The organism is Pandoraea captiosa (assembly GCF_902459775.1).
Classification (GTDB): domain Bacteria; phylum Pseudomonadota; class Gammaproteobacteria; order Burkholderiales; family Burkholderiaceae; genus Pandoraea; species Pandoraea captiosa.
Map to the genome: position 1 here is coordinate 378,273 of NZ_CABPSQ010000003.1, position 22,613 is coordinate 400,885.

The following is a 22,613-nucleotide window of genomic DNA, read 5'->3' on the forward strand; positions in this document are numbered from 1 at the left end:
ATGAGCAAGCAAAAACTAGAACTTACCTGGATCGGGAAGGAGAAGCGGCCCAAACTGGAGCCGCGCATCCTGCTCGAAGATCCCGAGAAGTCATATCACTGCAAGCATCGCGTGTCTGAGAACGACATCTTCGACAATCGGCTGATCTTCGGCGACAACCTGCTGGCACTGAAAGCGCTGGAGCATGAATTCACCGGCAAGGTGAAGTGCGTGTTCATCGATCCACCCTACAACACAGGCAGTGCGTTTAAGCATTACGACGACGGCCTGGAGCATTCGATTTGGCTTGGTCTGATGCGCGATCGAATTGAAATTATTCGACGTCTCTTGTCAGACGAAGGCTCGTTATGGATCACCATCGACGACAACGAAGCGCACTACCTCAAGGTTCTGTGTGACGAGATATTTGGTCGCTCCAATTTCGTCAGTAGTTTTGCTTGGGAAAAGGATAAGGGCCGCCGAAATGACACCGACATTTCTAGTGCGCATGATCACGTACTTCTCTTTGTCAAGAACCGTGACATCTGGAAGAAGATACGAAATCCCATTCCTCGAACAGATGCGCAAAAGGCGCGTTATCGCAATCCGGACAATGATCCGAGGGGGCCTTGGCTACAAGGAGATAACGGCACTGCGAAGAGTGGTGGGGAATCTCTCCTGTACCCAATCACTTTGCCGTCAGGAAGAGTTGTGGTGCCGCCAAAGGGAAACTATTGGCGCTTCTCGAAGGAGAATTTCGAGAAGTCTCGTGCAGAAGGTCGAGTCTATTTCGGCGCCAACGGCGATGGAATGCCGTTGATCAAGCGCTACCTGACCGACGTTCAGGACGGCGTTGTGCCGAGAACATGGTGGCCTGCGGAAGAGGCTGGATCAAACCAATCAGCGAAGCGCGATCACTTAAGGAAATTATTGCCGGATATCGAGCCGTTTTCCACCCCGAAGCCCGAGGAGCTTGTTCGCCTGATTCTCCATATTTCGACAGGCCCGGGTGATTTGGTTCTGGATTCGTTTGCCGGATCTGGCACTACGGGAGCAGTGGCGCACAAAATGGGGCGTCACTGGATTATGGTTGAGCTTGAAGAGACCTGTCACACCCACATCATTCCCCGTCTGAAGAAGGTCATTGATGGCGAGGACAAAGGTGGCATAACCGATATGTTGGATTGGCAAGGTGGCGGCGGCTTCCGCTACTACCGCCTTGCGCCCAGCCTGATCGTCAATGACCGCTGGGGCAACGCTGTCGTCAACCCGGAGTACAACGCCACGATGCTGGCTGAGGCTCTGGCGAAGCTGGAAGGCTTCACCTACGCGCCCTCGGAAACACACTGGTGGCAGCACGGCCACTCCAGCGAGCGCGATTTCATCTATGTCACCACGCAGAACCTGTCCGCCGAACAGTTGCAGGCGCTGTCCGATGAAGTCGGCTCGGAGCGGAGCCTGCTGGTGTGCTGCGCCGCTTTCCACGGAGTCACGGCGGCCAGAGCGGCGGAGCGTTGGCCGAACCTGACGTTGAAGAAGATTCCGAAGATGGTGCTGGCCCGCTGCCATTGGGGCCGTGACGACTACAGCCTGAATGTGACCAACCTGCCGATGGCGGAGATTGAGAAGGCCGAGCCTGCGGCCACGGTCGATAACAGCAAGAAGATCAGGAACAAGAACGCGGCCCTCGCCAACGCGGGACAGGGCGGCCTGTTTGGGGAGAACGAATAATGAACGCCCGCGTCCTGCACGCCGTCACCGGCCGTCTGTCTCTTCGTCCACCCCAGGCGGAATCGCTCATCAAGCTGGTTCGCGCGCTCGGTGCCGCGCCCGAACTCTTGGGCCACGAGCGCGATGTCCCGGCGATCCTCTCCACGCTGAAGGCCGAGTTCAGCACGCTGGAGGACTTCGAGCGCGAATTTCCATCGCTGTGCTTTGCGCTGGCCACGGGCGTGGGCAAGACGCGGCTGATGGGCGCCTTCATCGCCTACCTGCATCTGGCGCACGGCATCAACAACTTCTTCGTGCTCGCGCCCAACCTGACGATCTACAACAAGCTCATCACGGACTTCACGCGCAACACGCCGAAGTACGTGTTCAAGGGCATCGCCGAGTTCGCGCAGCAGCCACCGCTGATCATCACCGGCGACAACTACGACCAGACCGGCGCGGCGGTGGATGATCAGTCGATGGGCTTCGCTCACGACGTGCGCATCAACATCTTCAACATCTCCAAGATCAACTCCGAGGTGCGCGGCGGCAAGGAACCTCGCATCAAGCGGATGAAGGAAGTGCTGGGCGACAGCTACTTCAACCATCTGGCGAACCTGTCTGACCTGGTGCTGCTGATGGACGAGTCGCACCGTTACCGGGCCAGCGCCGGGGTGCGCTCTATCAACGAGCTCAAGCCGCTATTCGGACTGGAAGTGACGGCGACGCCGTTCGTCGAGTCCAGTCGTGGGCCGGTGCCGTTCAAGAACGTGGTGATGGACTACCCGCTGGCGCGGGCAATGGAGGATGGCTTCGTCAAGGAGCCTGCCGTGGTCACCCAGCGCAACTTCGACGCCAAGGCGCACACGCCCGAGGAGATCGAGAAGACCAAGCTGGAAGACGGCGTGCGCCTGCACGAGACGACCAAGGTCGAGCTGCTCACCTACGCCCGCGAGAACGGCGTCAAGCCGGTCAAGCCCTTCATGCTCGTCATCGCTCGCGATACCACGCACGCGGGGCAGCTCTTGGCGCTTCTGGAGTCGGAGGCCTTCTACGAGGGGCGCTACCAGGGCAAGGTGATTCAGGTCGATTCCAGCCGTACCGGCGCGGAAGAAGAAGAGATGATCACGCGCCTACTGGCCGTGGAAAGCGTGGACGAGCCGACCGAGATCGTGATTCACGTCAACATGCTCAAGGAGGGCTGGGACGTAACCAACCTCTACACCATCGTGCCGCTACGCGCCGCCAATGCCCGCACGTTGATCGAACAGTCCATCGGGCGCGGCCTGCGTCTGCCCTACGGCAAGCGCACGGGCGTCGCGTCCGTGGATCGCTTGAACATCGTCGCGCACGACAAGTTCCAGGAGATCATCGACGAGGCCAACCGCGGCGACTCGCCGATTCGCCTGAAGCAGGTCATCCTCGATGCGCCGAGCGCCGAGGACAAGAAGGTCAGCGTGCAGGTCGAGTCCGGGGCGGCGGCGCGTCTCGGTTTGACGGAAGCACCGGTCGTGATCACGGGGGCTTCAGCCACTGACAGTGGAGCGGAAGTCCCCGCGCCCAGGCCGGTGTTCACCACTGAGGCGGAGAAGCAGGCCGCGCGTGTGGTCATGGACGTCATCGGCAAGTACGAGGTCAAGCGCGATCTAGTGCCCACCAGCAGCGCGCTGCTGAAACCAGAAGTGCAGAAGGAAATCCTCGCGGAGGTGGCGGAGCGGTTGAAGCCGCTACAAGGCGAATTGCTTGCGGGCGTGGATGAATCAGTCCCCGCACTTGACTTGTCCGCCGTGGTGGCGAAGACCACCGAGATCGTGGTGCAGCAGACCATCGACATCCCGCGCATCGCGGTGGTGCCGACTGGCGAGGTCACGACGGGCTTCCACGCCTTCAAGCTGGATGTGAGCCAGCTCCATCTCCAGCCGGGTGAGCGCGAGATCGTCATCCATAACCTGCGCACCAACGAGCAGGACACCCTGGCCGCCGAAGTTGGGCTCAAGGAGCAGCGCCCGGAGGACTACATCGTCCACGCCCTCGTGGACTTCGATGACATCGACTACTTCACCCACGCCGATCTGCTCTACGACCTCGCGGGCCAGATGGTGCAGCACCTGCGCGGCTACCTGTCCGAGGACGAAACCATCAGCGTGCTCGATCGTGACCGCCGCTTGATTGCACGGGAAATCCACGCGCAGATGATGGCCCACTTCTGGGAAGAGGCGACCGAGTACGAGGTGCAGGTCAGTCGCGGCTTCACCGAACTCAAGCCTTGTAACTACACCGCTACGGCAGGCCAGACGGCTCACCACTTCCGGGAGACCGTGACCGAGACCAGTCGCATCAAGCAAATGCTCTTCGGTGGATTCGCGCGCTGCCTGTACCCGCTGCAGAAGTTCGACTCGGATACCGAACGGCGCTTCGCCATCATCCTGGAACGCGACGCGACGAAGTGGTTCAAGCCCGCGAAGGGACAGTTCCAGATCTACTACAAGCTCGGCACCGAGCAGCCGGAGTACATCCCCGACTTCGTGGCCGAGACGGACGCGACCATCTTCATGGTGGAGACCAAGGCACGCGCCGACATCAACACCCAGGAGGTTCAGGCCAAAGCCGCTGCCGCCATGCGCTGGTGCAAGCACGCTTCCGATCACGCGGCGAACGTAGGCACCAAGCCCTGGAAGTACCTGCTGGTGCCCCATGACGAAGTCAGCGAGTCGAAACGGCTCGCGGATTACCTGCGCTTTGAGGTCAAGGCTAATTGAGTTGCCCTCGATCGATTTCGGTGAGCAAGAGCGATTCCGGCAAGGCCCCCAGGCGGCGGGAATGATGGACTTCGCCGGGCACTTCGGCGCGCAACCCTCGTGGCCACGGCCGCACGATCACCAGAGAGGCAGCCCATGGCACGAATCAGAAAGATCGAGATCGCCAACTTCCGCGGCATCCAGTTGCTGGCCTGGTGCCCGACGCCTGGCATCAACTGCCTGATCGGCCCGGGCGACAGCGGCAAGTCCACGGTACTGGACGCGATCGATCTATGCCTGGGGGCCAGGCGTAATGTCCAGTTCTCGGATGCGGACTTCTTCGGCCTGGACATCACGACCCCAATCAGCATCACGCTGACGCTCGGCGACCTCGATGACAGCATGCGGACGCTGGAGGGCTTTGGTGCATACCTGCGCGGATACCACGCCAACACTGGCGTCGTCGAGGACGAGCCCTCTGCCGGCGCGGAGGTTGTGCTCTGCCTGAACCTGACGGTCGCCAGCGACCTGGAGCCCTCGTGGACCCTTGTCTCCGACCGCGCCGCACAGCAAGGCATCGTCAAGACGCTCGCATGGAAGGATCGCGTCGCCCTGGCGCCCACTCGCATCGGCGCCCTGGCGGACTTCAACCTGGGATGGCAGCGCGGCTCCGTGCTGAACCGCATCTCGGAGGAGCGAGCCGACGCTTCAGCCGCTCTGGTCAAGGCCGCAAGGGATGCGCGCAGTGCCTTCGGAGACCAGGCCGAACAACAGTTGGGAGAAGCGCTGGGGATCGTCACCACCACTGCTCAGGAGCTGGGCGTCAACATCGGCGCTAAGGCCAAGGCGCTGCTGGATTTGCATTCGGTGTCGTTCGGTGGCGGCACCATCTCCCTGCACAACGAAAGCGGCATCCCGCTTCGCAGCCTGGGCGTCGGGTCCACGCGTCTGCTTGTCGCTGGCCTGCAGCGCAAGGCGGCCGGTCAGGCGTCGATCGTGCTCGCGGACGAACTGGAGTACGGGCTGGAGCCGCACCGCATCGCGCGGTTCTTGGGCTCCCTCGGCGCCAAGGAGGCCGCTGCTCCGCTGCAGGTGTTCCTCACCACCCACTCACCCGTGGCGCTGAGAGAACTGTCGGGCGGCCAGCTCTTCGTGTTGCGCCGCGGCCCCCTCGGCCATGAGGCTCGCCTGGTCGGCGCCGACAATGACATCCAGAGCACGATCCGCCTCTACCCCGAGGCCTTCCTGGCTGGCTCCGTGGTCGTGTGCGAGGGAGCCAGCGAGATCGGCCTGCTGCGCGGCCTGGACTTGTACAGGCTTGACCAGGGGAATGCGTCACTGGCTGCATTGGGCGTGGCCCTCGTCGACTGCGGTGGCGGGGAGCCGGATCGACCGTATGCCCGCGCCGCAGCGTTCCAGTCTCTGGGCTACCGGGTGATGGTGCTGCGCGACGACGACAAGAAGCCCACACCTGCTATCGAGCAGGCTTTTGTCCAGAACGGTGGCACCGTCGTCGCCTACCGAGCGGGCCGGGCGCTGGAGGACGAGCTGTTCGGCAGTCTCACGCCGGCTGCCTGCCAGAGGCTGATCGGCTACGCCAACGAATTGCATGGCGACCTGATCGTCGAACACCTGCGCACCGTCTCGAACAACACGCTTACGTTCCAGCAGGTCTGGGACGAGATCCGGAACACCGGCCACCTGTCGGCCGAATGCAGGGCCATCCTTGGTCAGGCGGCGCGCATCCGAAAGGCGGGCTGGTTCAAGTCCATCTCGTGGATGGAGGACGTGGCGAGGACCATCGTTGCACCGGACCTGCATCTTTGCGATCAGGGCTTCCGTGCTCTGATGGACCAGGTATTCGGGTGGGCCACTGATGGACCACGTTGAAATCGACCTTCGTGCAATCGAACGCGGAACCGTCACCGCACCGGCCGGCTGCGGCAAGACACAGTTGATTGCCCACGCGCTTGCCGGGCATCGGGGCAACAAGCCCATCCTCGTGCTGACACACACGAATGCCGGGGTCGCGGCCCTGCGTGGCCGGCTGGACCGCGCCGGTGTGCCAGCCAGCGCCTATCGATTGAGCACGATCGATGGCTGGGCCATCCGGCTCATCTCGACCTTTCCCGGCCGCAGCGCCCACGATCCGGAGATTCTGCGGCTGACTGCACCTGCGCGGGACTACCCGGCAATCCGCGACGCCGCCTGGAAGCTCCTGCAAGCCGGGCACGTCAGTGAGGTGCTGAAAGCCTCATATGCGCATCTGATCGTGGATGAGTACCAGGATTGTTCGGTGCCTCAGCACTACATCGTCTATTTCCTCTCGTTGATCTTGCCGACCTGCGTGCTGGGCGACCCCATGCAGGCGATCTTCGGATTCCGGGGCAATGCGCTGGCCGACTGGAACCAGCACGTGTGCGCGCATTTTCCTGTCGTCGGGGAACTGGCAACGCCCTGGCGATGGCGCAACGCCGGCGCGGAAGCGCTGGGACAATGGTTGCTGGAGGCCCGCCGGTTGTTGGCGGTGGGGCAGTCGGTGGATCTGCGTAGTGGGCCACCGGAGCATGTGACCTGGATGCAGGCCGTACCACCCAACGACCATGCCCAGCGCCTAGCCGCTGCGAGGACGGCATCGCCAACCGCTGACGGGCGCGTGCTCATCATCGCCGATAGCCGCAACCGAGCAGCACAGCAGAACTTTGCGAGCCAGACGCCGGGCGCTTCGACGGTCGAGGCCGTCGATCTGCAAGACCTCATCGCCTTCGCCAGCAACTTTGATGCGGGGGCACCGAATGCCCTCGCGCAGTTACTGGCGCTGGCGCAGAGCGTCATGACCAATGTGGGCGTGGCGGAGTTGACGCGGCGCCTGGAGTCGTTGGCAAAGGGAACTGCAAGGAATCCTCCGAACGAGGCAGAAAGCCGCGCACTGGCGTTCGGGCGCGCGCCCTCTCTCGCTGCGGCCGCCGCGCTGTTGTCGGAGCTGCGGGCACTGCCGAACGTGCGTGTGCATCGGCCGGCCATCCTCTACGGAGTGCTCAAGGCGCTCCGAGAAGCCTCGTCGGGGGCCGTCCCTCTGACAGAAGCGGCCCGGCGCGTGCGGGAAGAGAACCGGCTGTTGGGGCGCCCGCTACCAAAGCGCGCCGTCGGCAGCACGCTGTTGCTCAAGGGGCTGGAAGCCGAAGTCGCGGTGCTGCTAAATATCGAGGGCATGAGTGCGCAGAACCTCTACGTCGCCATGACCCGGGGGTCGATGAAGCTCGTAGTGTGTAGCGCCAGTCCAGTGATCGGTTAGAGACACTTCTTGAATGTCGCCGCCGCAATGCACACCGCCACGCCGAGCAATGCGGCGCTGGGCAGCAGGATCAGCAGCGGGTTCACGCTGACCGGCAGTGCCAGGTAAGTCACCCACGGCAGTACGGCCAGCGGGATCAGGCTGGCCCTGGCGCGGTGATAGATGAACCCCGACTCGCGGCCCGCGCCGAAGCGGCGGATGTCCCGGCGCACCAGGCCGTCCACCAGCCCGACGAAGGCGGCACGCTGCGACGACATTGGTTTGTGTGCCGCTATTCCACAGGGGAGAATACTGATCCTTGGCCTGAGCCTGGCACCAACTCAATATACAGGGCATTTCGGCCAACAATGACAGCGAGCGTTGGTCGCTTATCCCGACGCTTGGCCGACAGACGGTTCCACTCCGATCTATCGAGGCCCGACGGGTTGGGGTTGTCTTCCGGATGGGTGTGCCATTCGCCCAAATAGCGGATGGTTCCCTGGCTCGCCGTCCATCGAGCCAGTGCAATGGCTTCGTGGCCGAATGGCATTCTCTCGAACAGGTAGCGAAACCGTTTGTCCCATGCCGTGGGAACCGTTGCATGCTCAATGAGCATGTGAGTTCCATGGACCGAACCGAGTAGCAGCCCGCCAGCTTCGCAGTCAGAATCACTGGCCTGGACATGCTGGCGGAAGGTCTCCAGCGTGGACTTCGAAAAATGCAGCAGCGTTCTGTTGTCGTCGGCCGCCCAAGAGCTCATGAATTGCATAAGGGGCACTCCCGATCCCGCGGCGGATCGCAATCGGGTGTGGCAAGCTGCTGGGCGCGGTCGATCAACCTGGTTCGTAACGCGGGGGTATAAACGCCGTTGACCCAATCGAGGGTCATCTCAGCGCCCAGGCTGGCAGCGTGCACCGACACCGAAGCGGGGAATGGCACGTACAAGCCTTCGCATCCATGCCCCGCCAGAATGGCAGGAAGAGGATCAGTGATAGAACGGAACTCGCCTCTTCTGTTGCTATGCCAAAGACATCGATAGCACGCATCAGATGCTTTCGTCCTCAGGAGCGCACGGACAGCCGTTCCCGGCCCCTCGATCCAGACCGAAAGCATGGGCGTCGGAGGCGGATAGTGGCCGCACAGCCAATGCCCGAGAGATTCTTCTCCGGTGGCATCTATGAGCAGGTCCAGCTCTCCCAGTTGGGCATGCCTGACATCCACGGGCAGCGCGCGAATCTCGGCGCCTGGCGCCAAGCGCTTGAGTTCCTTCGCCATAGCCTCGGCCTTGTTCGACAGCAGGTCCGGGAATCCGAGGCGATGGCGCCCGATGTTTTGCGGGAGAAGGCAATCGAAATCCACCAACGTGAGTTTTCCGCCACATGTCCCCGCCCCAGCCTTGACAAGCATGTCCGACAGATAGCCGCCAATCGTGCCGCATCCAACGACGGCGATGTTCTTCCCTGCAAGCGTCTTTGAGTTCGGCATGTTCCGCTGGGCAAGGTACCGATCGTCAATTCTGACCACCGAAATGGGCATCACCTTCAACCCATAGCTCGAATCCCTGCGATCTATGAGCTTGCTCTTTTGGACAAGACTTTGGCGGTCGTAGAGAACCGCAAAGCCATAGGTCATCAGCGGTGACTCGATGACGATCAGAACTCCGTTGGCCTTCTTCCTCTCCCCCTCCTTGATACGCTCGTGAATCTTGCGCCGGCACCGGGGATCAAGAGTGCTCTGCCACGCCAGGATATCCCCGACTGTTTCAGGAGGCCAATTGCTAGTCAGAGGGCGCGGTTGAGCACCGGTCTTTACTCGGTAAGTCAGCACCGTTCTATCGGTGACCTGGTAGCCGAGCGACTTCAGCTTTTCAGTTGTTCGATCTTCGTTGTCGGTGATGAACCACAAGGGGCACCCATTGGCATGCGCGACGATGCAGTTCTGTCGCCCTAGATCCTCGCCTTGCATGTCCACGAAACAATGCCAGCCGTGCCAATAGGCGAAGAACTCTTCCGCGAGGTCTTCGATCATCTCCCCCTGCATGATCTGCCCGAACACGACGGCCGCGCGTTGCAGGCACGCCAGCGACTGTCCGACAGGATCGTAGATGTCCAGAACGACGGTGCCCTTGGCGAGATAGCAAAGCCCGCCATCTGCGCCAAGATGAGGAACCGCTGCGGGCAGCTCAGGAGGGATTTCCAGCAGCCGGATGCGAGGCAAGTCGAAGAACGTGGGGTCAAGCTGGACTTCGCACGGACAACCCTTGTCCGCTTGGGGCGGGGTCAACCGCCCGTGCAGCCTGAACCAGCCGTCATCCGTCTTGCCAACAAACGCGAAGCCTCGCTGCTTGAAGGCCTCGATCACGTCTGCGACCGCTGCGGCGCTGCTCATCCAGCTTTCGTTCGTCCGATGAGTTCGCTAGGACCAGCAGTAGCGGGAGTCGCGGCAATGGTGGCGGCAACGGACACCAACTTGACCCGATCCGGCTCGTTCGGAAAACGCGGGCCGAATTCGCCTCGCATCCAGATGCAGGCCTGTGAAGGACTGCCGGCGCCGGTTGCTCCGCGAAGCACCTTCTCAAACTCTTCGAATGCTTTGGCCGCATCTTCGACACCCGCTTGGCCAAGTCGCTCCGTGAGCGATTCGGACTCTTCCACGGGGTTGTTCACTCCCCCACGCAACCGGCCTGGCAGTGCCGCGACGACATCCAGCAGAGCGAGGTCGTCGCGCCTATCGCGTTTCTCAAAGAGCGGGGCCGCGGCGGCCATCAACAGGATCGAGGCTGGTCCTCCGCTGGACCACTTCCAATCGCGGAACGCCTTCAAGTAACGAACCACGCGGCGGAACTGCTCCCCCTTGGCTTCCACTTCGCCCAGGAACCATTCCTTCACGGGCCTCGGGTCAGAGGACATCCAGTTGCATTCACGATGGGCCAGGAGAACCTTGTCAGCCGGCAGCGCGGTCCAGGCATCGCGCTCTGCCATGTTCACCGCTTCCGTCAGCGAGTCGTAGCCATATCGCTCCATCGAAGCCTTTGCGAGCGTGACAAATTCCTCGTCGGGAATGGCGTACAGAGGAATATCAATGTGAGCATACGCAGCAATGACGATGCGGATGCAGGTCGGCTTGTCGGTGACAAGCTTCCACCGCCTTTCCTCGACCAGCGGCTTCAATGCTTCTTCCGCAGCGGCAAAGAACACCGTCGCCGCAGTGCTGGGACGCTTCGTCTGCGAGACGAAACTCATTGGCAGATAGCAGCCATCATCGACATCCGCCTGCTGAGGGTGTTGTGCCGGGGCGTTCAGCGTCTTGTATGCCCACGACCCTTGCGTGAAGAAGCGCGGCTGCGGCACGTCTTCCGTGTATCCGTTTGCCCTAAGCACGCGGGGGATGCCTGTGCGCAGGCAGTCCCTGACGTCAGTGCGTGCGCTGGCGATCCAGGCGCGCTGCCCAGGCGTCAGATCCAGCTCGTCGTGCATGCAGGATTCGTCATCAAGGGTGGTGAAGAAGAGTGGGCTCAAGTTCAGCATGCGGCCTCCGGAACATTCTTGTTGGGGCCGTGATAGAAGATGGGAGCGCCGGCCTGGTGCGCTCGAAATGGTTGGAAAAGAGGATCGCCGAGCGCACGCTGCGCCGCGTGGTTGCCGCGATCCTTGAGCGTATTCGTGGCGCCAATGGAAACCCGATCCAGCGCCTTTACGTCCTTGCTTTGATCCGGCGTCGCCTTGTCGTCGATCTGGAAGTAGTTGTTGCCCAACGCCTGCCGCAGCATGTAGTCCACCGACGACTCCTGGGCGGAGATCACGAGATCGAAGAGTCCCCCGCGCCACTTGCCGAATCCGCGGTCGAGGCTGGCGCCGCCACGAACGGTCGCACCGATGGTCATCGTGCCGATGGCGAGGACCCGAACCAGCGCATCCTGCTTCGGCGCCAGGAACGTCTTGACTTCGTGCAACCCGAACAGGCCCGGGGCGTTGCCCACCAGCCCCCCATCCGCGAAGACACCGCGGTCGTTGCGCGCCAGAGGAAAGTAGACGGGCGCGGCGGCTGTCGCCAACGCCACATCAACGACCTTCATGCGGTGATCCAGCTCAAAGGACGGATGGTGCGGTGTCTTGAAGAACTGCCCGCGTCCCGTCGAGTAGTTGACTGCCGGCACAAGAACACGATGCTTCAGGTCGCCTATCGTGGTCCCTTGGAAGCGCTCGGTCAGTACCTCTTTCAATCCCGCTGAGTCATGCTTTGCAGTCAGCCAGAATCCCAGAAGCCGCCGCGGCAGGCTGCGGCAGCCAAAGATGCGGCTGCCCTGTTCTTCAAACAGTGCCTTGAGTTCGTAGGCCGGAATTTCCGCAGCCAGCCCCAAAGCCAGCATCCCTCCTGCCGATGTGCCGCAAATCAGATCAAAGTGCGAAGCAATCGGACGGCCCAGCACGGTTTCGAGTTCAGCGAGAACCGTGGCGGTGTACAGGCCGCGATAACCGCCCCCTGACAGGGCGAGCACATGGTAGGTAGGGATGCCCGTCATGGCACTTCAGCCCTTCGGCGGGAAGGAGTCGTTGCCGTGGCTGTCCTTGTCACGGATACGGCCATCCGGACGATGGATGACGAGTTCGGATTGCTGGTTGCGTGCGATATCCCTCGCTGCGTCAATGGCCTGTTGCTGCGTGTCGTGCACGGAGGTCGCCCGCTGATTGCCGGCTCCCTTCACGGCCCAACCGTCCTGATGAGGAACAACATGCTGATTCTTGCCTGCCATGATGACTCTCCTACAGTGGAACTATCGAAGTCCCAGCCGCTCGGCTAGGTTGTCAACGGCCGCCCGCTGTAGCACAATTCGTTGCTCACGCAGACAACAGGAAGGCCGAGCCAATCCAACCTGGAGCAGGCGTAAAACCTACATCTGTTGTCTGGCTGGACAACAATGTATCAGAGCGCGTGCGCCGGTGCAACTGGGCGTGCGGTGTGCGCCTTTGAACATCAACCGGATGTGGAGGGGCAACAGAGGGCTTGGCCCTTCTTCCCGCAACCGCAAGGATCAGAACTCATGCCGCAAACAGGCCTAGGCGTCGCCCTCAAGACGCTACGCGAACGCAGAACCCTTTCCCTGCGTGAGATCGGCCAGCTATCGTCAGTTGATCATGCTTATGTCCACCGTCTCGAAACAGGCGAGAAGACAAACCCATCCCAAGACTTGGTTGAGAAGCTATTGAAGGTTCTCAAGCCGGGGGAAAGAGATGCCGCACTCGTGATGTGGCTGGTTGACCACGCAGATGCTGATCCAAGCCTTGTTGAATTCGTGCTACAAGATCCCTCGATCAGCATCGATGTTTTTTCGGCCGCGGCTGGAGTCAGGCATCGGGGAAATGCAAGGCCTGATCCCGCGACGCTCATCGCCCGAATCAAGAAGGCCTTCGACGACGACGAGGACGACTGAACATGGACGAGGCGGATGTCAGGCAGAGAGCGCGCGCGTTTGTCGCGAGAGTCGATGTTTCGAACATCCGAGAAGACCTGTCCCCGTATGTGACCGCGGCTAACGCCAAGGTCAAGAAGGATGAGCTTGGCGATGGGGAGTCCGGCTATACCGTTACCAAGCCGAACGGGAAGCACATCATCACGGTGAATTCGCTGGAAACCGAAGAGCGCCAGCGCTTCACTGTCTGCCACGAAATAGCTCATATCGTGCTCGGCTTGGAATCAAGTCACGACGAGGTGCCGTCATGGTCCTATGCAAAGCGACATCCGAACGAGATCGCCTGCGACACGTTTGCCGCTGAACTGCTGATGCCCTATCAGCAATGGCTCTCCGCTGTTCCCAAGGAAGAGCCCTCCCTGGATCTCATCCAACACATGGCCGACTTGTTCGGCACATCATTCCCTGCAGCGGCGTCAAGGTTTGCCAGTCTTAGTGACATGCCGTGCGCATTCGTCACCATGGAGCGCGGTGCGGTGCGGTATGCCGCACGCTCAACGGCCTTGCGGCAAGCTGGGGCCTGGATACCTCCCAGGTCAGTCATTCCAGCAGGCTCCGTGGCTCACCGAATCCGCTCTTCAGGGAATAGCTCCACTGATACGGGGGAAGTTTCACAGGACGTCTGGTTCGACAACTGGGAAAAGGGCCTTGACCTCTGGGAACTTTCAAGACATTACCAGCGCACCGATACCACCATCTCCTTGCTATGGTTCGACAGCGACGATTTGCCGGAGGTTGAGGTGAACCGCTTCGGCGCACGTGTCGAAGACGATGGAGGCTTGGCTGAACTGACGGGAGAACTGCCATGGCCGGGGCGAAGCAGGCGCCGCTGAAAAGCGATCACGGCCACGACCGCAAGGAGGTTACTCCTATACGCCATTCGCGCGTTCTTACAGGTACTTCTTGAACGTCGCCGCCGCAATGCACACCGCCACGCCGAGCAATGCGGCGCTGGGCAGCAGGATCAGCAGCGGGTTCACGCTGACCGGCAGAGCGAGGTAAGTCACCCACGGCAGCACGGCCAGCGGGATCAGGCTGGCCCTGGCGCGGTGATAGATGAACCCCGACTCGCGTCCCGCGCCGAAGCGGCGGATGTCCCGGCGCACCAGGCCGTCCACCAGCCCGACGAAGGCGGCCATCAGGAACAGCGGCAGGGTCAGGCACAGCACCAGCAGCCGCACGAGGAAGACCAGCGTCGTGTAGGCCGCCGCGATCAGGTAGCTCTCCACGTTCACGTAGACCAAGCCGATGTAGTAGCGGAAATCCTTGGTCGGGCGGCGGCTGCCGGCGCTGGCCTGCGCCGAAGCGTCGCGTATCCAGTCCAGCAGGCCGCTCTTCACGAACAGCCAGTCGTAGCCCTGCTCGACCAGCCGGTGCGCGGTGCGCCCCGGCTCCTGCACCAGCGCGCTGCGCGTGAAATGCGTGGAGAGCTGCTCCAGCTCGTAGTGCAGCATGCCCTGCGCGTGGCGCCAGCCCTGATCGGGCCAGAAGAAGTGCATGCCGACGCATTCGATCAGGATGCACAGCAGCAGCGCGCCGCACAGCACGCCGAAGAAGCGGAACGGCAGCGTGACCAGGCCGGCGATCAGCCCCTGCTGTCGTTGCTGCTGGCGCTGGGCCGCGACGGCCGGATCGCTCATGCTTCGGCCTCTTCAGCGGCGGCCATCTGCTTGAAGTCGTCCAGCAGGTCGTCGGGCAGCGCCTTGTCCTGCAGGCCGGGGATGCCTTGGTTTTCCCACCAGTCTCCTGCCTCGACGTAGTGCTGTCGCATGTAGCCGGCCAGCTCCTGCAGATCCTTCGGCATGGCTTCGTCGGGATCGGGTGCCGGCAGCGGCATGCGGACTTTCCAGAGGTTGCCGCCCTCGATCAGCGCGAAGCACTGCCCCTTGGGCAGCGCCACCACATGCGCCGGCTCGATCAACGGCACGCTGTTGCTGCTGATGCGGTCCTGGGTGTTGGACGTGAAGGCAGTATTGCCGTGCGGGTCGGAGCTGTCGGTGGCGCCGCTCATCAGTGCCGTGGCATACACCTCGACCTTGGGCAGTTGTCGCGTCAGCAGTTCGGCGGTGGCGGTCTCGCGCACGCGCAGCATGAACAGGTTGTTGAAGTTGCCGACCACCTGGCCGGCCTTGGCACGGTTGCCGATGCGCGCCTCGATGTCGCTCAAGGTCTGCGTGTAGGCCGTCACCTGTACGCCGGCACCGCCGCCCTTGTTGATCATCGGGATGAACTCGTCGCCCATGAGTTCATTGAATTCGTCGGCGTGGACGTTGATCGGAATCTTGGCGCCCACCGCTGCGCCGGGCAGCCCGTCGTCGATGCCGAACTTGTAGATGTGGCCGGCGACCGAGACCAGATCGCTGAACATCGAGTTGCCCACCGCCGCCGCGACTTCGGCGTCGGACAGCGCATCCAGCCCCACGTAGACGACCGCACGTTTGCGGATGACCTGCATCCAGTCGAAGATTGGCCGCGGGTCGGACAGGTCGGAATAGTTCGGTGCGAGCAGTTGCGAGATTTTGCCGGTGGTGAGCTTCTCCAGCAGCGGCAGCAGCGAAGCGACGATCTTGTCGAAGTACGTCCGGTCGTAGCGCACGGCGCTGCGCAGGCCGTCGAGCACCGGGTCATAGACGCGCACTTGGGACAGGTACTGTTCGAGGGCCACCACGCGCTTCTCGCGCCCGATCATGTTGCGCGGGATGTTCTTGTCGTTCAGCTTCGCTTCGAGCTGGACGATGACCTCCCAGGCCTTCGGCTCGTTCTTGGCGAAGTAGTGCTGGGCGTACTCGATGAACAGCGCGTCGATGTTGATGACGTGGCGCTGGATCAGCAGGTAGTCCGGCCGCTGCCCCAGTTCGACCAGGGCGCGCGCGATGATGTTGACGAAGCGCCAGGCGAATTCGCGGAAGGCGGCGCTGTTGCCTTCGCCCGAGAGCTGCCCGGCGATGCGCGTGGCCACCTCGGAGATTCGCCCGAACCGGCCCACGGCGTTGTAGCGCGCCGAGATGTCCGGCCAGCCCAGATGGAAGACGTAGAACTCGCCTTCGCGCCCGGCGCGCTTGGCCTCGACGTACATGCGCTTCAACAGGTCCGCATCGCCCTTGGGGTCGAAGACGATCACCACCTCGTGCTCGCCGCGGACCTTGCGGCGGATGTCCTGGGTGATGAACAGCTCGGCCAGCCGCGTCTTGCCCACGCGCGTGGTGCCCAGCACCAGGGTGTGGCCGACCCGCTCGCCCAGCGGCAGCGTGACGTCGACCTCGTGCGGCTCGATGCCATGCAGGCGCGGCAGTCCGCCGACCGGCGGCAGCGGCCGCGCCGGGTTGAGCGGGCTGTCCCAGGCCAGCGCGCGCGCCAGCGTCGAGACGGGAAACGGCGCGAACTCAAGCCGCTCCTCCAGCCGCCGGGCGGCCCGGTAGATCGCCGTCGGCTCGACATAGCGGCGGAACTCCGGCCGGTAGGTCTGCATCAGCCGATGCGTGTGTCGCTGCTCCCAGCGAAAGCCCCGGCCGACGAACAGCCGTTGCTGACTCACCGGCACGTCGCGGCTGGTCATCACGTAGCGCGGCAAGCGGCGGATGTTGCGGCGATAGCGCAGGATCGCCCAGGCATCGCGCAGGCGAATCGCGCCGAAGGTCAGGAAGGCCAGCGCCGAGCCCAGGCCGAGCAGCGGATTCAGCGCGAGCGACCACGGTGCCACCAGGCACAGAATCGCGGCGCCGGTGCAGACCGCCACGGTATGAAGCTCCACCGCTGGCCGCAGCAGAACCTCGACCGCATGCGGTTGGGCCATTTGCGCACCTACTGCTCGATGCCGGTGGACGTGATAAGCACCGGGTAGTGGCGCAGGCCCAGGCGCTGGGCCAGGTCGTCGCCGGAGGCCGGCGACAGGATCAGGCCGGGCGCCAGCCTACGCAGCGCCGTCAGCGCGGTCATCGACTCGACGTTGACCACCAGGCCCACGGCCCCCAGCTCGCGCAGCGCGGCCTGCCGCTGCCGCAGCCAGGCGCGCGAACGCTCGTCGTCGCCGATCAGGAATAGCGCCGTGAGGCCCGGCGCCCGGATGACGCGGCGCTGCACCTCGCCCGGCGACAGTTGCGTCGAGCGCACCGGCAGCATGGCGGCTTCGGCGTCGGCCGCGGTGCCCACGCGAGGGGTCGGCATCGGGGCCGGCGGCGTGGCCTGATCCGGCTGGGGATTCAGCGGCCGGTAGTACGGCAGCGCGGAGTCGCCGCCGCGGTCTTCGACGACGATCAGCGGCGCGGAGACGGTCTGGGCGAAGACGGTGGTCGTGCACAGCAGCCCGATGGCGGCGATGAGGACGATGTGGTTCATGGCGTGGTGGCCTGAAGGGTTGGAACGGGAACGCCGGGGTCGAGCACGCGGGTCAGGTGCCGATGCACACTGCGCCGGTAGCGCGCCGCGGGCACCCCGCCGGCGGGCCGGTGGTAGCGGCCGATGGCAAGCAGCCAGTCCTCGCCCGGCGTGTGCTGTTCGCGCAGGATTTCCGCAGCGATGGCGAGGTTGCGGTATGGGTCCAGCAGCTCGCAGGGCTGCGTGTAGCGATGCGTGTGGTAGCCGAGATTGACCTGGCCGAGGCCGGCGTCGATGCGATTGGCCGGCGTGTGGGCGAGCGCACGGTGCAGCCCCGCGCAGGCCTCGGCGCGGGTGGCGTAGCGCTGTGGCGAGCCGGCGACGTTGAGCGTCCACGGCCAGGGGATCAGGCGCCCGCGCAGCATGGCGCCGCTCTCCTGCAGGGCCACCGCGTACAGCACCGCCGCCGGCACGGCTGCGCGATGCGCCGCCAGTTGATAGGCCGGCGGCGGCACTTCCCGCGCCAGGGCGGCCAACGCCCAGCCGCCGGTGGCGAGCAGCAGCACGGCGCTGGCGCAGCGGATGGCGACGCGGGATGGCCGACGCTCCTGGCCCGGAGTACCTATTGCCGCTGCCATTGACCGTTCACCTCGCGCACCACGGCCGGCAGATCGCCGGGCAGGCCGAGCGACAGCCAGCGCCCCGCATCGTGGTTGAGCGTGATGGTGCGGGCGCGCACCCTGGCCGGGTCGATGCCCGCCTGGGTGGCCCACTGCCGGATGCGCGCGTCGTCCTGACGGCTGCCGACCATGTAGAGGTCGAAGGCCGTGCCGGCCGCCTGCAACTGCTGCACGCGCTGCGCGCACGGTGCGCACTCGGCCTTGACGAACACGGCCAGGCGCCCCGAGCCGGTGTTGCCGGCACCCTGCGCCTTGGCGCCGGGCAGGCTCACGCGCGGCTGGCCGGGAAACAGGCGCTGCCACGCCGCGTCGTAGGCCCGCTGGTAGGCCAGCGTCTTGCCGACGCGCCGGGCCTCGGCCTGCACCTGCAACTCCGCGTAGCGCCTGCGCTCCTCCTCGCTGCGGGCCTCGATGCCCAGCGCCGTGAGCGGATCGAGCTGGGGCGAATAGACCCCGAGCGGCCCCTGCATCAGTTGCCGGTAACGTGCCCACTCCTCGGAGCGAAGCCCCCACGCCCGCGCCAGCCTCTCGTCGAGCGCGGCATCAGCGCCCGGCTGCACCTGGGCGGGCACCATGCGCGAGTGCGTCACCGGGGCCGGCTGGGCGGATGCGCCGAAAGCGGCGAACAGGACGACGGCAGCGAGCAACGACCGCAGGTTCATGGCGACCTCCTACGGCACCGCAACGCGCTGCGTCTGGCCGTTCACCTGGAACACGCCCGCCTGCGCCTCGATGGACTGCAGTTGCCAGCCGCCCTCGGCATCGCCCTCGCGTAGCAGCCGGGCACCCGCGAGCGAGGCCGCGGCGGTGGAGGTGATCGACAGAAAGCGCTCGCCTCCCCGCAGCTCCACGCCGAGCACCCGGAACGGCGGCTCCGGCACCTTGGGCTTCGTCGCAACCGGAGCGCGCGGGCGAGCGGCGGATGCCACCTGCCGGGTCTTCTCCAGGCGGGTTTCGATTCCGTTCACGCGCGCCTGCAGCGTCTGCAGGTCGATGGCCAGGGCCCTCGCCTCCTCGGCCTCTTCGAGGCGCGTCATCCGTTCGTCCAGCGCCTGCCGCGCATTGGCGAATTCGGCCTGGCTGATCGGCGCCGGCCGGCGCTTGTCCGCATCGGCCTGTTGTTCGAGATCGGCCACGCGCAGGCCCGGCGCATTGACCTGCGCATCCTGTGCGCTGCTCTGGGTCTGTTCGGCGAGCCGCGACAGGCCGACGCTGTTGATGAGTGCCACGGCACTGATGAGCAGCAGCCAGAAGGCCGCGGCGACATTGAGCCAACGCGTGCGGGAATTGCGCTCGGATGGCGCGTGGAGAAAGGTCATGGCTGCATCTCCTCGGGCCGGTCGGCGTCCGGCGCGGGCGTGGCGGTGCCGGGCGGGTTGGCGGAAAGGAAGGTGGAAGCACCGTGCCGGCTGAAGCAGACCTGGCGGGTCAAGTCATCGACGGACAGCTCCCAGACGGGGCCGGCAAGGGTCAGCAAGGCATCGCGCAGCATCAGCGGACCCAGGCGCAGGTGTGCGGCGGGCAGCGGCAGCGCGTAGAGCGCGGCGGCCTCGGGCGCATCGCAGAGCCGGTAGCCCGAGCGCAGGAGCACATGGCGCATGGCATCGCCCACGCTGGCATCAAGCATGGGCGGAATCGAGACTTCCACCGCCTGCTGCAAGAGATCACGCTGCGCAGGTTCCGGCACCAGCTCGACCAGGGTGTAGCGGCCGTAGCGGGCCACCGGAACGAAACCCGGCTCCGGCGCGACGGCGGTCGGCGATGCGGCCGGCACCGCTGGCGCAGACGGCGCGGCGGTCGTGGCGCAGCCGGCGGCCAACAGGCTGCCGGCAAGCAAGCCAGCGGCGAGGGCCAGGCGGTGAACAGCGCGGATGGACGGTTGCATGGAGGGCGCTTCCTGGAACACGGAGCGCTCACCATCGCCGCCGCTTGGCCTGCGGGCAGCAAACAAAACGCACTGACGCCCGCCCGAATACATGGCTGGGCAGCGCCATGGACTGTCATACGCCCAAGAAAAACGGCCCCGAAGGGCCGTGGAAAGAAGCCGGCGACCCCGAGGGGCCACCGGCATGGGCACATGGATCAGACCGTGACAAGCTGCCGGGCCAGTGCGACCTCGACGGAATCACCATCCTGGTTCAGAACATCCAGGCCCGACTCGGGTACGTCTCCCGACGTGCTTTGCGAGACCATGATCTTCCTGGCCATCAACCCCAGGCAGGTCATCTGCGAGGAGTTGGCATAGCCCAGGTAGATCACGCGCACCGGCTGCTTCTGGCCGATGCGCCATGAGCGCCGGGCGGCCTGCTGCAGCGAATACACGTTGTAGCCGGACTGGAGGAACACGATGGTCGGGAACTCCAGCAGGTCCAGGCCGGTTTTCACCAGCTCGGGATTGGTGATGAGCACGTCGATACCACGGTCCAACTGCTCGGCGATCCAGTCCTCGCGGCGGGAGGCATCCACGCTCGCGCGCAGTACCGCAACCTTGAAGCCTTCCTGCTCCAGCAGCACCTTCAAACGCGACGTGGTATCGCGCGTGCCGGTGTAGACCGAATAGACCAGGGTCTTGCGACCTTCCGCCTTCTCTTGCTTGCAGATCTCGATCAGCTCGCGCTCCTTGGGCATCACCTCCAGCTCGTTGAACTGAGCCGGTACGAACGCCAAGGTGTTGCGCGTGCGCGGATGCACCACCGTTTCCGACCGGAAGCAGCAGTCCGGCCAGGCCAGCAGCACGTTGAGGACCACACCGAGCAGCGTCGTGTCGCGCTTCGCCAGAGCCTGCTTCAGCTCCTGGGTCAGCCGACCCGCCAGATCGCGGTAGGCCGCGGCCTGCGCCGTGTCCATCGCGACTTCGCGGAACTCCTCGTCGTAGGGCGGCAGCACGTTGCCACCGATGTCCTTCAACTTGAGGAAGACCGTGAACGGCAGGACGCACCGCAGCACGCCCTTCGGACCGAAGCCCGGCGCCTTGACCGTGCGCACCGATACCTTGGTGCCCTTGGCCGTCTTGTGCGCCGTGCCAGTGCTCTCGGAATAGATGTCCTTCAAGACACCGTGATCGCGCATGAACGCCATCGCGGCCGACGTCATGCTGCCGCTCTTCGTCGGCCGGTAGCCGTCTTCGATCATCCGCCCCGGCAGGGCTCGGAACAGCAGGTGGAATAGGTCGTCGCCGTAGCCGCCCATCAGCGTGCCGGTGAGCAGCAGCGTCTTGCGCGCCTTGGCCGCCAACACCCCCATGGCTTGGCCCTGGGCGGAGCCGCCGTTCTTGTACTCGTGCGCCTCGTCGGCGATGAGCAGGTCGAACGTGCCTTGGGGAAGCTGCCTCTTGATGAACTCGGACGGCTGGTAGCCGCCCTCACCGAAGCCGAATTCCATGTTGGCCATCGCACGTTCCATGCGATGGGCTTGCCGGTCCGAGAAGACCAGCTCGCCGTTGCCATCCATCAGGTTGATGAACTCGTGGATGTTGTCCCCGAGCATCGACGCGAGGAAGGCGTCGCCGAACTTCTGCATCAGCTTCTGCGCGGTGACTTCCCCGATGGTTGGAATACGCTTCAGCGCCTTGAGCACGGTCGAGGACTGGTCGCTGGCGGACAGGCCTCTGGGACGGATCAACGACCACAGCGGTGCATGGCAGTGGCTGCATTTGCGGCGGGACTCCTCGGCTTCCAGCTCGACCGGGTTGATCGGCTCGCCGTCGAGGTCGGTGATGATGTGGCCGCAATCCGGGCACGCTGCCACGTCACCGTGAGGCGTGCGCCGCCGACCGAAGACAGGCTTCCAGTGGAACCCCATCCGCATCCGCACGCGGCCCAGGACGAAGAACTCCTGGGCCTGAGCGGGCACGCCCAACTGCTCGCGCAGTTTCAGCAGCTTGACCAGCGTGTCCGGGCCATTGAGCACCCAGACCTTGGCGCCGGCCACCGTCTCCTGGATTTCGCGCCGCCACTTGTACACCAGGTGGGGTGGCGAGAGCACCAGGGTGCGGCGGTAGCCTTCGGCGTTGAGCACGGCGGCCGTGGCGATGCCGACGGTCGTCTTGCCGCAGCCCATCTCGCCATTGACGACCGCGGCGCGTTCGCCGCGATCGACCAACAGCTCGGTGACGGCGTGGACCACATCGGCTTGCGCCGGGAACAGCTTGCGCTTGAGCGCGGCGAGGATCAGTTGCCGATGCACCCGCACCTGGCCGGTGTAGACCGGAGGATTGGCGCGGTTGAGTGAGTCGAGCAGTTCGTCGCCGAACTCCGATACGAAGTCCTGCAGGCTGAGCGTGAGGGGTGAAGCGGCCGCTTCGAGCAGGTCGCCCTGCACAGCGGTTTCGGGAACGGTTTCGAGATCGAGGGACATGGTGATGCTCCAAAGCAATGGGGGCATGCACCTCCCCCACGGGGCGGTGACATGCCCCTGGGTGGGAAGAAAGAAGCGGCGCGAGGCCGCTG

Annotated in this window: 19 protein-coding genes and 1 pseudogene; 6 read left to right on the top strand and 14 right to left on the bottom strand. The window is 64.1% G+C overall.

Annotation, left to right across the window (positions count from 1 at the left end; translation table 11 throughout):
- From PCA31118_RS12285 to PCA31118_RS12300, 4 genes are all read left to right on the top strand, one after another.
- A complete protein-coding gene (locus PCA31118_RS12285; RefSeq protein WP_150625487.1) occupies positions 1-1,710 on the top strand; it encodes a site-specific DNA-methyltransferase in 1,710 nt (569 codons plus the stop codon).
- Entirely contained in the window at positions 1,710-4,448 is a 2,739-nt protein-coding gene (locus tag PCA31118_RS12290; protein ID WP_150625488.1) for a DEAD/DEAH box helicase, read from the top strand. The genes PCA31118_RS12285 and PCA31118_RS12290 overlap by 1 nt, the downstream gene beginning before the upstream one ends.
- Positions 4,449-4,583: 135 nt before the next feature.
- The gene (locus PCA31118_RS12295; RefSeq protein ID WP_150625489.1) at positions 4,584-6,317 is read left to right on the top strand and encodes an ATP-dependent nuclease; all 1,734 of its coding nucleotides are present in this window, start codon (positions 4,584-4,586) and stop codon (positions 6,315-6,317) included.
- Positions 6,304-7,722 carry a UvrD-helicase domain-containing protein gene (locus PCA31118_RS12300; protein WP_150625490.1) on the top strand — a complete coding sequence of 473 codons (1,419 nt, stop codon included), beginning with the start codon at positions 6,304-6,306 and terminating at the stop codon, positions 7,720-7,722. The genes PCA31118_RS12295 and PCA31118_RS12300 overlap by 14 nt, the downstream gene beginning before the upstream one ends.
- On the opposite strand, the pseudogene PCA31118_RS12305 reads toward PCA31118_RS12300, so the two are convergent.
- The 6 genes and pseudogenes from PCA31118_RS12305 to PCA31118_RS12330 all read right to left on the bottom strand — a co-directional run.
- Positions 7,719-7,964, bottom strand: a pseudogene (locus tag PCA31118_RS12305) (TIGR03747 family integrating conjugative element membrane protein); the annotation flags it as partial. The gene PCA31118_RS12300 and the pseudogene PCA31118_RS12305 sit on opposite strands and share 4 nt — an antisense overlap.
- Positions 7,965-7,993: 29 nt before the next feature.
- The gene (locus PCA31118_RS12310) at positions 7,994-8,470 is read right to left on the bottom strand and encodes a Mov34/MPN/PAD-1 family protein (RefSeq protein ID WP_050411167.1); all 477 of its coding nucleotides are present in this window, start codon (positions 8,468-8,470) and stop codon (positions 7,994-7,996) included.
- A complete protein-coding gene (locus PCA31118_RS12315) occupies positions 8,458-10,089 on the bottom strand; it encodes a ThiF family adenylyltransferase (protein WP_150625491.1) in 1,632 nt (543 codons plus the stop codon). Before PCA31118_RS12315 ends, PCA31118_RS12310 begins: the two co-directional genes overlap by 13 nt.
- Positions 10,086-11,228, bottom strand: a complete 1,143-nt coding sequence (locus PCA31118_RS12320) for a CBASS cGAMP synthase (protein ID WP_150625492.1) — start codon at positions 11,226-11,228, stop codon at positions 10,086-10,088. The genes PCA31118_RS12315 and PCA31118_RS12320 overlap by 4 nt, the downstream gene beginning before the upstream one ends.
- Positions 11,222-12,223: a CBASS cGAMP-activated phospholipase gene (locus PCA31118_RS12325; protein WP_017462924.1), complete on the bottom strand. Its 1,002-nt coding sequence runs from the start codon at positions 12,221-12,223 to the stop codon at positions 11,222-11,224. Before PCA31118_RS12325 ends, PCA31118_RS12320 begins: the two co-directional genes overlap by 7 nt.
- 6 nt (positions 12,224-12,229) lie before the next feature.
- Positions 12,230-12,454, bottom strand: a complete 225-nt coding sequence (locus PCA31118_RS12330; protein ID WP_023093135.1) for a DUF2188 domain-containing protein — start codon at positions 12,452-12,454, stop codon at positions 12,230-12,232.
- 288 nt (positions 12,455-12,742) lie between these two features.
- Between PCA31118_RS12330 and PCA31118_RS12335 the strand changes: the two genes are divergently transcribed.
- The gene (locus PCA31118_RS12335) at positions 12,743-13,132 is read left to right on the top strand and encodes a helix-turn-helix domain-containing protein (RefSeq protein WP_017462926.1); all 390 of its coding nucleotides are present in this window, start codon (positions 12,743-12,745) and stop codon (positions 13,130-13,132) included.
- Between the two features lie 2 nt (positions 13,133-13,134).
- On the top strand, positions 13,135-14,004 hold the full coding sequence (locus PCA31118_RS12340) for an ImmA/IrrE family metallo-endopeptidase (RefSeq protein WP_017462927.1): 870 nt from the start codon (positions 13,135-13,137) through the stop codon (positions 14,002-14,004).
- Between the two features lie 57 nt (positions 14,005-14,061).
- On the opposite strand, the gene PCA31118_RS12345 is transcribed toward PCA31118_RS12340, so the two are convergent.
- From PCA31118_RS12345 to PCA31118_RS12380, 8 genes are all read right to left on the bottom strand, one after another.
- A complete protein-coding gene (locus tag PCA31118_RS12345) occupies positions 14,062-14,811 on the bottom strand; it encodes a TIGR03747 family integrating conjugative element membrane protein (RefSeq protein WP_150625493.1) in 750 nt (249 codons plus the stop codon).
- A complete protein-coding gene (traD, locus tag PCA31118_RS12350) occupies positions 14,808-16,964 on the bottom strand; it encodes a type IV conjugative transfer system coupling protein TraD (RefSeq protein ID WP_150625494.1) in 2,157 nt (718 codons plus the stop codon). Before traD ends, PCA31118_RS12345 begins: the two co-directional genes overlap by 4 nt.
- Positions 16,965-16,972: 8 nt before the next feature.
- The gene (locus PCA31118_RS12355) at positions 16,973-17,506 is read right to left on the bottom strand and encodes an integrating conjugative element protein (RefSeq protein WP_150625495.1); all 534 of its coding nucleotides are present in this window, start codon (positions 17,504-17,506) and stop codon (positions 16,973-16,975) included.
- A complete protein-coding gene (locus tag PCA31118_RS12360; protein ID WP_150625496.1) occupies positions 17,503-18,123 on the bottom strand; it encodes a lysozyme family protein in 621 nt (206 codons plus the stop codon). The genes PCA31118_RS12355 and PCA31118_RS12360 overlap by 4 nt, the downstream gene beginning before the upstream one ends.
- Positions 18,108-18,827, bottom strand: a complete 720-nt coding sequence (locus tag PCA31118_RS12365; RefSeq protein WP_150625497.1) for a TIGR03759 family integrating conjugative element protein — start codon at positions 18,825-18,827, stop codon at positions 18,108-18,110. The genes PCA31118_RS12360 and PCA31118_RS12365 overlap by 16 nt, the downstream gene beginning before the upstream one ends.
- Positions 18,828-18,836: 9 nt before the next feature.
- On the bottom strand, positions 18,837-19,484 hold the full coding sequence (locus PCA31118_RS12370) for a hypothetical protein (protein ID WP_150625498.1): 648 nt from the start codon (positions 19,482-19,484) through the stop codon (positions 18,837-18,839).
- Positions 19,481-20,050, bottom strand: coding sequence for a PFGI-1 class ICE element type IV pilus protein PilL2 (gene pilL2, locus PCA31118_RS12375; protein ID WP_150625499.1), 570 nt, complete (start codon positions 20,048-20,050; stop codon positions 19,481-19,483). Before pilL2 ends, PCA31118_RS12370 begins: the two co-directional genes overlap by 4 nt.
- 197 nt (positions 20,051-20,247) lie before the next feature.
- Positions 20,248-22,521 carry a helicase-related protein gene (locus tag PCA31118_RS12380; RefSeq protein WP_150625500.1) on the bottom strand — a complete coding sequence of 758 codons (2,274 nt, stop codon included), beginning with the start codon at positions 22,519-22,521 and terminating at the stop codon, positions 20,248-20,250.
- Between the last annotated feature and the right edge of the window lie 92 nt (positions 22,522-22,613).